Genomic DNA, 13,162 nt, shown 5'->3' with positions numbered 1-13,162 from the left:
TTCGGGGATCAGGTCTCGGCGATCAGGGCTTCCAGCCCCTCGCGCCAGGTCGGGTATCTGGGCCGCCAGCCCAGTTCGGCCTTGGCGCGGGCGTTCGAGAGGCGCTTGGAGTCGTTGTAGAAGCGCCGCATGGCGTCCGACACCGACGGATCGTCCAGCGCCACCTCGGGCGGCAGGGGCAGGCCCAGCCGCGCCGCCGTCCCCGCCATCACCACATCCGCCGGGGCCGGCTCGTCGTCAGCCAAGGTATAGGCGCGGCCCGGATGCGGGCGGGCCATCGAGGCGAAGAAGCCGGCGACGGCGTCCTCGACATGGATACGGTTGAACACCTGACCGGGCTTTTTCACCAGCCGGGCGGCGCCGTCGCGCAGGCGGTCCAGCGGCGACCGGCCGGGCCCGTAAATGGCGGGCAGGCGGAAGATCTGCACCGTCAGCCCCATGCCGCGACCCGCGTCCAGCCAGTCCTGCTCGGCCCGCACCCGGCGCGCCCCCTCCAGACTGGCGGCGTTCAGTTCGTCGTCCTCGAAGGCCCAGCCGCCCGCCCGGTCGCCATAGACGGCGGTTGAAGAGACATAGCCGATCCAGTCGGGATAGGCCTGAGAGACGCTGATCGCGGGAATCAGGGCCTTGAGGCCGGGGCAGCCGGCGCTGTCCGGCGCGGCGGTGATCAGGATGGCCGAGGCCTTGGCGATCGCTGCCGTCAGCGCCGCGCCGTCGGCGGGATCGACCGCAATCACACCCGCCGCCGACAGTTCGGCGCGTCGGGCTGGATCACGCGATGTGGCGAAGGCGCGGCCGCCGCGACGGATGGCCTCGCGCGCCGCCGCTAGTCCCAGATAGCCGCCGCCGAAGACCAGAAGCGAAGGGGCGGCGGGGGCAGGCTGGGTCATGGCGGTCCGGTCAGGCGGTTTTGGCGGCGGCGAGCGTGGCGGCGACGCCCTCAGACTGCAGCGCTTCGGCGCGCTTGTCGTTCCAGGTGGAGACGCACGGTATCTTGCTCCGGTCGGCGCGATCGGCGTAGCGGCGGGCGATGTCGGTGACGTCGGTCATCAGGCCCTCGGCCAGGGTGATCGGCTTCAGCCCGAGGTCGCGGAACTGGTCGTTGGCGACGACCAGTTCGTTCTCGTCGGCCTCCTGACGGGGGTTGGCCACGTTGTGGACCTCGGCGCCGGTCATGTCGGCCACCATCTGGGCCAGATCGCGGACGCGGCGGCTCTCGGTCATCTGGTTGAGGATCTTGACCCGGTCGCCGGACTTGGGCGGGTTGTTCAGCGCCAGTTCGACGCAGCGCACCGTGTCCTGAATATGGATGAAGGCCCGCGTCTGGCCGCCCGAGCCATGCACCGTCAGCGGATAGCCGACCGCCGCCTGCATCAGAAAGCGGTTCAGCACCGTGCCGTAGTCGCCGTCATAGTCGAAGCGGTTGATCAGACGCTCGTCCTGACGCGTCTCCTCGGTCTGGGCCCCCCAGACGATGCCCTGATGCAGGTCGGTGATCCGCAGGGCGTCGTTGCGGGCGTAGAATTGGAACAGCAGGGCGTCCTGCGTCTTGGTCATGTGATAGATGCTGCCCGGATTGGGCGGGAACAGGATCTCCTGCTCGGTCGGGCCGTGGTCGGTCTCGACCGTGACCTTCAGATAGCCCTCGGGGATGCGCAGGCCGGCGGTGGTGTAGCCATAGACCCCCATGGTCCCCAGGTGGGCCAGATGCACGTCCCGCCCGCTCTCGACGATGGCCGCCAGCAGGTGATGAGTGGCGTTGATGTTGTTGTCGACGGTGTAGAGCTTGTGCCGCGCCGACTTCATCGAATAGGGGGCGGCGCGCTGCTCGGCGAAGTGAACGACGCTGTCAGGCGCCCAGTCCCTGATCAGGGCGACCAGGCGGTCGAACTCCTGGCCCACCGTCAGGTTGACGAAGTCGATGGTCCGCCCCGACACCTCGCGCCACGCCTTGATGCGCTCGCCCATGGTGCGGATGGGGGTCAGGGACTGGACCTCCAGCTCATTGTCGATGTTGCGACGGCTGAGGTTGTCGACGATCAGCACGTCCCAGCCGCGCGCCGACAGGTGCAGGGCCGTGGGCCAGCCGCAGAAGCCGTCGCCGCCGAGAATGATCACGCGCATTGGTCGAACCCCGCCTCGTCTCTATCGCTGCCTCCTGCCTAGCCGATGGCGGAGGCCGACGAAAGCGGGGGTCGGTGCGACCTTTGCTACGGCTGAGATCGAGCGTGCACGGCGGCGAGCACGATGGTGCGGTTTTCGGCGAACTGCGCCGAACGGCTGGTCTCGACCTGGGCCCAGCCGTCTGCCACGGCTGTCTTGACGCACCAGTGACGGGCCCGAGGCGCCGACGCGACCAGATTGGTGTCGCCGCACAGGCGCTGCGCCGCCGATCTCAGACGGTTGTTGAGGCGCTGCGATCCCGCCGGTTGGGTGAGGTCGAGGTCGGCGAAGCTGACCGCAATGCTCTCGCGGTCGGCGGGGCCGGTCTGGGCCTGGGCGCCGCAGGGCGCGACACCGGCGAACACAAGGGCAGCGCCCATGAACAAGGACTTCATCATACGATCTCCTGATCGCCCGCTGCGCCGCGTCTCTGGCCTTGGCCTCGAGGACGGGCGTCCGACTGGAGAGCGACGTTAGGTGAAGATCGCGGAGACTGTGACGGCAAAAATCAGGCGTTCATCCTGTCCTGCTACACAAATTCGTTCATGAAAACGCGTGAAGATCGATGAATTTGTGCCAATCGGCGCGTCGCTCTGCGGTTTTTGTCTCACGGCTGCGACGCAGGGCCGCTTTCGTCTCAGCGCGGCGGTCGAGGCTCAAAGCAGGGCGGTGATCGCCGCGCGCGTCGCCTCGCCCAGGTCGGGACGCTTCAGGGCCAGGGCGACGTTGGCGCGCAATAGGCCGATCTTGTCGCCGCAGTCATGGGTCACGCCCTCGTACTCATAGGCGGTGAAGGTCTGGGTCTTCATCAGGCGGTCCATGGCGTCGGTCAGCTGGATCTCGCCGCCGGCGCCGCGTTCCTGCGTTTCCAGCAGGTCGAAGATCTCCGGCTGCAGGATGTAGCGGCCCGAGATCGACATGTTGGAGGGCGCCGTGCCCTGCGCGGGTTTCTCGACCATGCCCTTCATGGCGAAGCGGCGACCGTCCTGGGCCGAGGGGTCGATGATGCCGTACTTGTGGGTGTCGGCCTCCGGCACGGCTTCGACGCCGATGAGGTTGCCGCCGACCTCGGCATAGAGGTCCGCCAGCTGCTTCAGGGCGCCCGGCTGCGAGTCGACGATGACGTCGGGCAGGATGACGGCGAAGGGCTCGTGACCGATGATGTCGCGGGCGCACCAGACGGCGTGGCCCAGACCCTTGGGCTGCATCTGACGGGTGAAGCTCATCTCGCCGGCGGTGGCCAGTTCGGCGTTCATGGCCGCCAGCAGTTCGGTCTTGCCCTTGGCCAGAAGCTGGGCCTCGAGCTCGATCTGGTGGTCGAAATAGTCCTCGATCGCCTGTTTGGCGCGGCCGGTGACGAAGACGATATGCTCGATCCCCGCCTCACGCGCCTCTTCGACGATGTAGGACAGGATCGGCCGGTCGACGACGTTCAGCAGTTCCTTCGGCGTGGTCTTGGTGCCAGGCAGGACGCGGGTGCCCAGGCCGGCCACAGGAAGAACCGCCTTGCGAAGGCGTGCGGGGAAAGTCGTCATCAGTCGTCCCGAAAGTCGTTAGCCGCCTGTCATAGGCGTAAACCGTGACCGTTCCAAACGGGAGCGGGCGCGGCGGGTTGCATCTGCACCAGTCAGCCTTCTCCCCTTGAGGGAGAAGGTGGCAGGCGGAGCCTGACGGATGAGGGGCGTCGTCGCGGTGGTTTGACGTGATATCCTGAACGGCGATGTCGGCTTCGGATGGGCGGCGCCTCCACCCCTCATCCGAGCGCCTCCGGCGCCCACCTTCTCCCTCAAGGGGAGAAGGGTTCGATCACTCCACCGTCACCGACTTGGCGAGGTTTCGCGGCTGATCGACGTCCGTGCCCTTCTGGACGGCGGTGTAATAGGCCAGCAACTGCACCGGCACGGCATAGACCAGCGGCGCGATCAGCGGGTGGCAGTCGGGGGCGTCGACGCGGCGGATGCCTGCGCCGTGCGGGGCCGGAGCCGTGACCGGGGCGATCATGACGACGGGGCCGCCGCGGGCCGCGACTTCCTGCAGGTTGGAGGCGGTCTTCTCATAGACCTCGTCCAGCGGGGCCAGGGCGATGATCGGGGTCTTTTCGTCCACCAGGGCGATGGGGCCGTGCTTCAGCTCGCCAGCGGCGTAACCCTCGGCGTGGATATAGCTGATCTCCTTCAGCTTCAGCGCGCCTTCCATGGCCAGGGGGAACATGGCGCCCCGACCCAGGAAGAGGACGTCGGTCGCCTTGGCCAGGTCGAGGGCGATGGTGCGGATCTGGCTGTCCATCTGCAGGGCCTCGGCGATCAGGCGCGGGGCCTCGAACAGGGCCTTGACCAGCACCGTCTCTTCGTCAGCGCCGATACGACCGCGCGCCACGCCCGCCGCGATGGCGAGCGCCAGCAGGGCCGAGACCTGGGCGGTGAAGGCCTTGGTCGAGGCCACGCCGATTTCCGGCCCGGCGTGGGTCGGCCACAGGACCTCGGCCTCGCGCGCCATGGAGGAGGTGTGGACGTTGACCACGGCGGCGGTCTTCAACCCTTGCGCCTTGCACCAGGTCAGGCTGGCCAGGGTGTCGGCGGTCTCGCCCGACTGGCTGACGGCCACGGCGACCGTGCCCGGCGTCAGGGCCGGCGAGCGATAGCGGAACTCCGACGCGATCTCGACGTCGCAGGGCAGGCCCGCATATTTCTCGAAGGCGTACTTGCCGATCTGGCCGGCGTAGAAGGCGGTGCCGCAGGCGATGATCTGGATGCGGTCGACGGCGGCGAAGTCCACGCCTTGCGTCTTGGCCGTGCCGGTCACCAGGTCGAGATATTCCGACAGGGTGTGCTGGACGCTGTCGGGCTGCTCGTGAACTTCCTTCTCCATGAAGTGGCGATAGGCCCCCTTCTCGACCATGGCCGAGGAGGCCGCGACCTGCACCACGGCGCGGTCGGCGGGACGGCCCGAGGCGTCGAACATGTGGGCGCCCGAGCGGGTCATGGCGACGTAGTCGCCTTCTTCCAGATAGGAGATCTTCTGGGTGAAGGGGCCGACGGCCAGGGCGTCCGAGCCCAGATACATCTCGCCCTCGCCCCAGCCGACGACCAGGGGGCTGCCGCGACGCGCGCCCAGGATCAACTCGTCTTCGCCCTCGATCAGGACGGCGAGGGCATAGGCGCCGGTCAGGCGGTCCAGCGTCGCCTTGAAGGCGTCCAGCGGGGCCAGGCCTGCCGCCAATTTATGATCGAGCAGATGGGCGACGACCTCGGTGTCGGTCTGGCTCTCGAAGACGCGGCCCTCGGCTTCCAGCTCGGCCTTCAGCTCGGCGAAGTTCTCGATGATGCCGTTGTGGACCAGGCAGACGCGGCCCGCCTTGTGCGGGTGGGCGTTGGTCGTGGTCGGGGCGCCGTGGGTGGCCCAGCGGGTGTGGCCGATGCCGATGGTTCCGGTCAGGGGCTCGGCGGCCAGCACGGCCTCCAGTTCGCGGATCTTGCCCTTGGCGCGGCGGCGTTCGATGCGGCCGTCGACGATGGCCGCGATCCCGGCGGAGTCATAGCCGCGATACTCCAGCCGCTTCAGGCTGTCGACCAGGCGGGGGACGACGGCGCCTGCGCCCGTAATGCCGATGATGCCGCACATGAGGTCTGCTCCGATCAAGGGGCGAGGCGGTCTCGCTTTGCGCGACGCCGCCGTAAGGGGTAAGCGAGAGGGTTCAGCCCGTCTCGCCCTGTGATCTTGCGTCTAGGGGAAGCGAAGGCCGGCGACATCAAAAAATGGGTTTCGGAAGGTTTCTTTGCAAACCCTCCGGCGCCCCGCCATCAAAGGACGACGCCCTTGGGCGAGAGAAAATACTTCGGCACCGACGGCATTCGCGGTCGCGCCAACGCCCATCCGATGACGGCCGAGGTCGCGCTGCGCGTCGGGCTGGCGGCGGGCAAGCTGTTCCGCACCGACGACGACCGCCGCCATCTGGTGGTGATCGGCAAGGACACCCGCCTGTCGGGCTATATGATCGAGCCCGCGCTCGTGGCCGGTCTGGCCAGCGTGGGCATGGACGTGCGCACCTTCGGCCCCCTGCCGACGCCGGGCGTGGCCATGATGACGCGCTCGATGCGCGCCGATCTGGGCATCATGATCTCGGCCTCGCACAACGACTATGCCGACAACGGCATCAAGCTGTTCGGGCCGGACGGCTACAAGCTGTCGGACGAGATCGAGCTGAAGATCGAGGCCCTGATGGACGGCGGCCTGAACGACGACCTGGCGCCGTCAGACAAGCTGGGCCGGGTCAAGCGCATCGACGACGCCCCGCCGCGCTATATCGAGATCGCCAAGTCGGCCTTCCCCAAGCGGCTCAGCCTCAAGGGCCTGCGCGTGGCCATCGACTGCGCCAACGGCGCCGGCTACCGCGTCGCCCCGACCACCCTCTATGAGCTGGGGGCCGAGGTCTTTCCCGTCGGCGTCGAGCCGAACGGCCTGAACATCAACGCCGAGTGCGGCTCGACCCATCCGGCCACGGTGTCGGAGGCGGTGAAGCGCTATCGCTGCGACATCGGCATCGCGCTCGATGGCGACGCCGACCGGGTGATCATCTGCGACGAAAAAGGCCACGTGGTCGACGGCGACCAGATCATGGCCCTGGTCGGTCTGGCCTGGGCGCGCAAGGGTCGATTGAATGGCGGCGGCGTGGTCGCCACGGTCATGTCCAATCTGGGGCTGGAGCGGAAGCTGAAGGCCGAGGGCCTGACGCTGGAGCGGACCAAGGTGGGCGACCGCTACGTCATGGAGCGGATGCGCGCGGGCGGCTTCAACATCGGCGGCGAGCAGTCGGGCCACATCATCCTGAAGGACTACGCCACGACCGGCGACGGCCTGATGGCGGCCCTGCAGGTGCTGGCCGTTCTGGTCGAGACCGGCGTGCCGATGAGCGAGCTGGCGCGCCAGTTCGAGCCGGTGCCGCAACTGTTGCAGAACGTGCGCTACACCGCCGGCAAGCCGCTGGAAGACGCCAAGGTCAAGGCCGCCATGGCCGATGCCGAAGCCGCCCTGAACGGTTCGGGCCGGCTGCTGGTGCGGCCGTCGGGCACCGAAAAACTGATCCGCGTCATGGCCGAGGGCGACGACGAGGCCCTGGTCAAACGCGTGGTCGCCGAGGTCTCGGCGGCGGTGAAGGCGGCGGGTCAGTAAGGGTCGGCGGGCGCCGCGAACGGCGCCCGCTGACTTCCTCAGATCGCGGCCAGGGCCTGTTGCAGGTCGGCCCACAGGTCTTCGACATTCTCGATGCCGACCGACAGGCGCACCAGATTGTCGCCGATGCCGCTGCGCGCCTTGGCTTCGGGCGTATAGTCCGAGTGAGTCATGCTGGACGGGTGCGAGGCCAGGCTCTCGGCGCCGCCCAGGCTGACGGCCAGCTTGAACAGCCGCAGGGCGTTCAGCATACGGAAGGCCTCGGTCTCGCCGCCCGGAAGCTCCAGCGAGAAGGTCGAACCCGAACCCTTGCACTGGGCCTCGAAGATGGCCTGCTGTTCCGGCGAAGCGTCCGGCCCCCCGGCGGTCAGGACGGCGCTGACGCGCGGATCGGCGCGCAGGCGTTCGGCCAGGACCAGGGCGTTTTCCTGCGCCCGTTCCATGCGGATGTGCAGGGTCTCCAGACTGCGCAGCAGCAGCCAGGCCGTGTGCGGATCGGTGTTGGTGCCGCAGATGGTGCGCATCTCGCCCACCCGCGCCATCAGGTCGGCGGCGCCCATGCAGCCGCCGGCGATCAGGTCGGAGTGGCCGCCGACATACTTGGTCAGGGAGTAGATGACGAGGTCGGCCCCCAGTTCCAGCGGGCTCTGCCACAGGGGGCCGAGGAAGGTGTTGTCCACGGCCACGATCGGGCGCTCGGCCTGATCCACGGCCTTGGCCCCAGCCACGGCGCGGGCGATGTCGACCAGTTGGTTGGTCGGGTTGGCCGGGGTTTCCAGATAGACGGCGGCGAGGCGTCCGCCGGTGGTTTTCGCCAGGGCGGCGGCCGCGGACATGGCCGCATCCAGGGCGTCGGCGCCCTCGGCGGCGGGCACGCTGATCGCCTTGACGCCGTAGCGGGGCAGGATGCGGTCGAACAGGTATTCGGTGCCGCCATAGGCCGGGGCCGTATAGAGGATGACGTCGCCGGGGCGGACCAGGGCCAGCATGGCCGTCGAGATGGCGGCCATGCCGGTCGAGAAGACCAGGGCCTTGTCGGCCTTGTCCCAGACGGCGAGGCGGTCTTCGAGGATTTCCAGGTTGGGGTTGTTGATGCGCGAGTAGATCAGGCCCAGGGCCTCGTCCGGGTCGCGCTGGCGCAGGCCATAGGCGACCTCGAAGAAGCGTTTGCCGTCCTCGGCCGACTTGAAGACGAAGGTGGACGACTGGAACAGGGGCGCCTTGATCGCGCCCTCCGACAGGGCGGGGTCATAGCCATAGCCCATCATCAGGGTTTCAGGCGCGAGGGTGCGGCCCCCAAGGACGCGGGTGCGGTGACGGTTCATTTTTATGTTTCCTCTCCTGTCCCGGTGATAGCCGACCCGGCAAATGCCCGCCAGACGCCATGTCTCGGAAAGAAATGCGGGCCTCTTTGGAAGTTTCGACCGCAGGGTGGTGGGTCGGATCAGGCCGTCAAGAGGGCGGCCAGAGCCTCGATGCGCTGGCGGATGTCCGGCACGGCGATGGTTTCCCAGAAGGCGGCGCGGGCGGGCGGGCCGAGGACGTAGAGGGCGGGATCGGCGGCGCCGTCGGCGTGGCGGACGCGTCCATCGTCATCGAGATCGAGGCCCAGGCCTGAGGCGGCCAGACGGGCGCGGCCCTCGGCGATCAGGTCGGCGGTCAGGGGCACGGTCGTCGCGTCATGGCCGGGGCCGGTGCAGTCGATCAGCCACGACGCCGACAGGGTCTGTGCGCCGTCGCGGGTGGTCAGGCGCAGCGTAGCGGCCTCGGCGGACGACTCGACCGCGCCGACGCGCCCGGCGCAGACGGTCAGGCGGCCCTCGGCCAGCATTCGGTCCAGTTCGGCGGCGATCTCGGGGGCGATGCGGTGGCGGTGGACATCCCACCAGGGGCGCAGATGGCGCAGGAAGCGGGCGCGTTCGGCGTCCGTCGCGGCGCGCCACAGGTCGAGCGTGATCGGGCGATAACCCTCCATGACCCGGCGCCAGCCGGGGGCCCTGGCCAGGCGCCGGGCGGCGAACAATCGCGCCGACAGGGGGCCGCTCAGGGCTTCGGGCGGCAGGTCGACGGGCGCGTCATGCTCGGGGCCGTGCGCGCGAGGCAGCAGGCCGCGCCGCGACACCGCCGTGGCCCGGCCGCGCCAGCCCTGGGCTGACAGGCTCAGCAGCACGTCGACCATGGTCAGGCCGGCCCCGAGGATCAGGACATTGTCGTCGGGCTGGATGGGCGTCAGGGCGTCGGGCGCCCAGGGGTTGGCGATGATGCGCCCGCCCTCACTGGCCGGGGTGGTGCGCGGGGCCGGGTTGCCGGTGGCCACAACCACGGCGCGCCCCTCGATCCGCTCTCCGGTGGACAGGACCGCCGATTGCTTCTCAACGGCGATGACGGCGCCGCTCACGCGGCGGATCAGGCCGGGATAGGCCGCTTCAACCGTGGCCAGACGGTCGCGAACATAGAGGCCATAGAGGCGGCGCGGGGCGAAGCCGTTCGGGTCCGCCTGATCGGGATGATGCGCCCTCAGCCAGTCGATGAAGTCGTTGGGCTGGTCCGTCGTGGCGCTCATGCGCCCTGCGCGGACGTTCAGCCGGTGCGCGTCATTCTGCGTGGCGTAGGCGACGCCTGGACCAAAGGCGTCGCCGCGCTCGATCAGGACCGAGGCCTGTCCGCGCTCTGCCAGCCGCGCGGCCAGCATGGCGCCGGAGAAGCCGCCGCCGACGATGACCACGGGCAGGGAGGAGGCGTCGCTCATGGTTGCACCTCGCCCGGGCGTCGACCGCGTCAAATTCAGCTCAGATTTCCTGATTGAAGGCGCCGATTTCGGGGTGGGCGGCCAGGCGGGGCTTCACCTCCTTGCGGAACAGGTCGCGCATGTCGTCGGCGGACCTCATGCTCTCGACCACGACCACCAGTTCCGGCTTGTTGCTGGAGGCTCGCACCAGGACCCAGGAGCCGTCCTCGAGGTGGACGCGCACGCCGTTGACGGTGATGGCCTCGACGATCTTGCGGCCCAGGATGGAGCCGCCGCTGGCCGCCAGATCCTCGTATTCCTTCACGATCTTGGCCAGGACATCATACTTCAGCTCGTCGTCGCAATGCGGCGACATGGTCAGCGAGGTCCAGGCGTCGGGCAGGGCGGACTTCAGGTCGCTGAGGCTCTTGCCGGGGTTGCGGTCCAGCATGGCCAGGACGGCGCCGGCGGCGACCAGACCGTCGTCGTAGCCGTGACCCAGATCGCCCGACAGGAAGAAGTGGCCCGACTTCTCGAACCCGGCCAAGGCGCCCAGTTCGGCGGTCTTGCGCTTGATGTAGGAGTGGCCGGTCTTCCAGTAGACGGTGGTGGCGCCATTGGCCTTCAGCACCTCGTCGGTCTTGTAGAGGCCGGTCGATTTCACATCGACGACGAAGGTGGCGTTCGGGTGCAGAGCCGACAGGTCGCGGGCCAGCATCAGGCCGATCTTGTCGGCGAAGATCTCCTCGCCGGTGTCGTCCACCACGCCGCAGCGGTCGCCGTCGCCGTCGAAGCCCAGGGCCAGGTCGGCGCCGGTTTCCTTCACCTTTTGCGCCATCGCCACCAGCATGACGTGGTCTTCCGGGTTCGGATTGTACTTGGGGAAGGTCCAGTCGAGGTCGGTGTCCATCTCGATGACCTCGGCGCCCATCAGGCGCAGGGCCTCAGGGGCAAAGGCGCCGGCGGTGCCGTTGCCGCAGGCGGCGACGACCTTGAGCGGACGGGTCAGCTTCAGCTTGGACGCCACGTCCTTGATGTAGGTTTCGCGGAAGCCCTCGATGTGCTCGACGCGGCCGCCGGGGCGGGCGACGCCTTCGCCGTTAAGCACGATGTCTTTGAGCCGGCCGATCTCGTCGGGGCCAAACGTCAGCGGGGCCTGGGCGCCCATCTTGACCCCGGTCCAGCCGTTCTCGTTGTGGCTGGCCGTGACCATGGCCACGCAGGGACAGTCCAGGGCGAACTGGGCGTAATAGGCCATCGGCGACAGGGCCAGGCCGATGTCGACCACCTCCATCCCGCCTTCCAGCAGGCCGAGGATCAGGGCCTGCTTCACCGACAGGGAGTAGGAGCGGAAGTCGTGGCCCACGGCGATGCGCGGCCGCTGGCCGATCTCATGGACATAGGTGGCCAGGCCCAGACCCAGGGCCTGAATGCCCAGCAGGTTGATCTCTTTTTCCAGAATCCAGCGGGCGTCGTATTCGCGAAAGCCGGTCGGCTTCACCAGGGGGGTGGTTTCATACTCCGCCGTATTGGGGCGGATATCCTGGCGCGGTTTCGACATGGGTCTTCCTGAGCATAGGCGAACGGGCGGGGGAATGAACTGCCCGCGCCCTAGCGTGGCGGTATAGCGGGCGTCCCCCGAGAGGCCAAGAACGCGCGGCGAGGCGTCGGGCTGCATTGGGGTTCGCGGCGGTGAAACCTTGACCGCCCCCGCATCCCCGGCCTACGCGAAAGGCTACGATACGGAGACACCCATGCCCCGCCTAATCCTGCTGCGCCACGGCCAGAGCCAGTGGAACCTGGAAAACCGCTTCACCGGCTGGGTGGACGTCGACCTGACCGCCGAGGGCGAGGCCCAGGCGCGGCGCGGCGGCGAGCTGATCGCCGAGGCCGGGTTCAAGCCCGCCGTCATGTTCACCTCGGTCCTGACGCGGGCCAAACGCACCGGCGCCCTGGCGCTGGACGCGGCGGGTCTGAAGGACGTGCCGGTGGTCGAGGACTGGCGCCTGAACGAGCGTCACTACGGCGGCCTGACCGGCCTGGACAAGGCCGAGACGGCGGCCAAGCACGGCGAGGATCAGGTCAAGGTCTGGCGCCGCAGCTATGACGTGCCGCCGCCGCCCCTGGCGTCGGGCGGCGAGTTCGATTTCGGCTCTGACCCTCGCTACGAGGGCAAGGCCATTCCCGACACCGAGAGCCTGAAGACCACGCTGGACCGGGTGCAGCCCTATTGGGACGCCGAGATCGCGCCGCGCCTGAAGGCTGGCGAGGACGTGCTGATCGCCGCCCACGGCAATAGCTTGCGCGCCATCGTCAAGCTGCTGTTCGCGGTGCCGGACGATCAGATTGTCGGCGTTGAAATCCCCACCGGCAATCCGCTGGAGATCGATCTGGACGCCGACCTGAAGCCGGTCGCCGCTCGCTATCTGGACCAGGCGCGGGCGCAAGCCCTGCCGGCCATCGCATGAGTACGTCCGAAGCCGACGCCATCCACATGCGCCGCGCCATTGATCTGGCGCTGGCCAGCATGGGCGAGACCTGGCCCAATCCGGCGGTCGGCTGCGTCCTGGTCAAGGACGGGGTGGTGCTGGCTGAAGCGGCCACCGCGCCGGGCGGACGCCCGCACGCCGAGGAACAGGCCGTGCCCGCCGCTGGCGAGGCCGTGAAGGGCGCGACCGCCTATGTCACGCTGGAGCCGTGCGGCGCCCGCTCGTCGGGCCGCAAGTCCTGCGCCCACTTCCTGGCCGAGGCCGGGGTCGCGCGGGTGGTGATCGCCGCCCTCGATCCTTCGCCCTTCGCCTCGGGCCGGGGCACCGAGCGTCTGCGCCAGTCGGGCCTGACGGTCGAGACGGGCCTGCTGGCCGAGGAGGCCGCCGTCCTGTGCGAAGGCTTCCTCCACCGGGTCGAGACCGGGCGGCCCATGGTCCGCGTCAGCGAGGACGGCAAGGGTTTCGACGGCCGCTTCGTCGCCGCGCCGCGCGCCGACCTGACGACCGAGCTGAACCGGCTGGGCGAGGCGGGCTATACCCGGCTTTGGACCCAGGAGGGCGAACTGGCCGACGCCCTGCGCGAGCAGGGCTTGTTGACCGAGTAGAGCTCGGA

11 protein-coding genes are annotated in these 13,162 nt (G+C 68.7%); 3 read left to right on the top strand and 8 right to left on the bottom strand.

Annotated features, from left to right (window positions below):
* Window positions 1–8: 8 nt before the first annotated feature.
* The 5 genes from P0Y52_13990 to glmS all read right to left on the bottom strand — a co-directional run bounded on the left by P0Y52_13990 (window position 9) and on the right by glmS (window position 5,784).
* Window positions 9–890: an SDR family NAD(P)-dependent oxidoreductase gene (locus P0Y52_13990; protein WEK57634.1), complete on the bottom strand. Its 882-nt coding sequence runs from the start codon at window positions 888–890 to the stop codon at window positions 9–11.
* Between the two features lie 10 nt (window positions 891–900).
* Window positions 901–2,124, bottom strand: a complete 1,224-nt coding sequence (locus P0Y52_13985) for an NAD-dependent epimerase/dehydratase family protein (GenBank protein ID WEK57633.1) — start codon at window positions 2,122–2,124, stop codon at window positions 901–903.
* Between the two features lie 86 nt (window positions 2,125–2,210).
* A complete protein-coding gene (locus P0Y52_13980) occupies window positions 2,211–2,561 on the bottom strand; it encodes a UrcA family protein (GenBank protein WEK57632.1) in 351 nt (116 codons plus the stop codon).
* Window positions 2,562–2,819: 258 nt separating this feature from the next.
* Window positions 2,820–3,698, bottom strand: coding sequence for a UTP--glucose-1-phosphate uridylyltransferase GalU (gene galU, locus P0Y52_13975; protein WEK57631.1), 879 nt, complete (start codon window positions 3,696–3,698; stop codon window positions 2,820–2,822).
* Window positions 3,699–3,969: 271 nt separating this feature from the next.
* Window positions 3,970–5,784 (bottom strand): glutamine--fructose-6-phosphate transaminase (isomerizing), encoded by a 1,815-nt coding sequence (gene glmS / locus P0Y52_13970; protein ID WEK57630.1) that lies wholly within the window; start codon window positions 5,782–5,784, stop codon window positions 3,970–3,972.
* Between the two features lie 195 nt (window positions 5,785–5,979).
* Here glmS and glmM point away from each other — a divergent pair, with 195 nt between their 5' ends.
* Window positions 5,980–7,332, top strand: a complete 1,353-nt coding sequence (glmM, locus tag P0Y52_13965) for a phosphoglucosamine mutase (protein WEK57629.1) — start codon at window positions 5,980–5,982, stop codon at window positions 7,330–7,332.
* Window positions 7,333–7,370: 38 nt separating this feature from the next.
* On the opposite strand, the gene P0Y52_13960 is transcribed toward glmM, so the two are convergent.
* The 3 genes from P0Y52_13960 to P0Y52_13950 form a co-directional block, all read right to left on the bottom strand.
* Window positions 7,371–8,657 (bottom strand): cystathionine gamma-synthase family protein, encoded by a 1,287-nt coding sequence (locus tag P0Y52_13960; GenBank protein WEK57628.1) that lies wholly within the window; start codon window positions 8,655–8,657, stop codon window positions 7,371–7,373.
* 119 nt (window positions 8,658–8,776) lie between these two features.
* The gene (locus P0Y52_13955; GenBank protein ID WEK57627.1) at window positions 8,777–10,081 is read right to left on the bottom strand and encodes an FAD/NAD(P)-binding protein; all 1,305 of its coding nucleotides are present in this window, start codon (window positions 10,079–10,081) and stop codon (window positions 8,777–8,779) included.
* Between the two features lie 40 nt (window positions 10,082–10,121).
* Entirely contained in the window at window positions 10,122–11,621 is a 1,500-nt protein-coding gene (locus P0Y52_13950) for a phosphomannomutase/phosphoglucomutase (protein WEK57626.1), read from the bottom strand.
* Between the two features lie 193 nt (window positions 11,622–11,814).
* Between P0Y52_13950 and gpmA the strand changes: the two genes are divergently transcribed.
* Window positions 11,815–12,528, top strand: a complete 714-nt coding sequence (gpmA, locus tag P0Y52_13945) for a 2,3-diphosphoglycerate-dependent phosphoglycerate mutase (protein ID WEK57625.1) — start codon at window positions 11,815–11,817, stop codon at window positions 12,526–12,528.
* Entirely contained in the window at window positions 12,525–13,154 is a 630-nt protein-coding gene (locus tag P0Y52_13940; protein ID WEK57624.1) for a bifunctional diaminohydroxyphosphoribosylaminopyrimidine deaminase/5-amino-6-(5-phosphoribosylamino)uracil reductase RibD, read from the top strand. The genes gpmA and P0Y52_13940 overlap by 4 nt, the downstream gene beginning before the upstream one ends.
* The last annotated feature ends 8 nt before the right edge of the window (window positions 13,155–13,162 follow it).

The sequence above is a fragment of the Candidatus Brevundimonas phytovorans genome, from assembly GCA_029203145.1.
GTDB lineage: Bacteria > Pseudomonadota > Alphaproteobacteria > Caulobacterales > Caulobacteraceae > Brevundimonas > Brevundimonas phytovorans.
The sequence above is the reverse complement of the archived record's forward strand: the minus strand, read 5'-3'. Positions and strand labels throughout refer to the sequence as shown.

Coding starts and splice junctions, on each gene's coding strand:
- P0Y52_13950 (WEK57626.1), bottom strand. CDS start 11,621: ATGTCGAAACCGCGCCAGGATATCCGCCCCAATACGGCGGAGTATGAA.
- P0Y52_13955 (WEK57627.1), bottom strand. CDS start 10,081: ATGAGCGACGCCTCCTCCCTGCCCGTGGTCATCGTCGGCGGCGGCTTC.
- gpmA (WEK57625.1), top strand. CDS start 11,815: ATGCCCCGCCTAATCCTGCTGCGCCACGGCCAGAGCCAGTGGAACCTG.
- P0Y52_13940 (WEK57624.1), top strand. CDS start 12,525: ATGAGTACGTCCGAAGCCGACGCCATCCACATGCGCCGCGCCATTGAT.
- galU (WEK57631.1), bottom strand. CDS start 3,698: ATGACGACTTTCCCCGCACGCCTTCGCAAGGCGGTTCTTCCTGTGGCC.
- P0Y52_13960 (WEK57628.1), bottom strand. CDS start 8,657: ATGAACCGTCACCGCACCCGCGTCCTTGGGGGCCGCACCCTCGCGCCT.
- P0Y52_13980 (WEK57632.1), bottom strand. CDS start 2,561: ATGATGAAGTCCTTGTTCATGGGCGCTGCCCTTGTGTTCGCCGGTGTC.
- P0Y52_13985 (WEK57633.1), bottom strand. CDS start 2,124: ATGCGCGTGATCATTCTCGGCGGCGACGGCTTCTGCGGCTGGCCCACG.
- P0Y52_13990 (WEK57634.1), bottom strand. CDS start 890: ATGACCCAGCCTGCCCCCGCCGCCCCTTCGCTTCTGGTCTTCGGCGGC.
- glmS (WEK57630.1), bottom strand. CDS start 5,784: ATGTGCGGCATCATCGGCATTACGGGCGCAGGCGCCGTCGTCCCCCGC.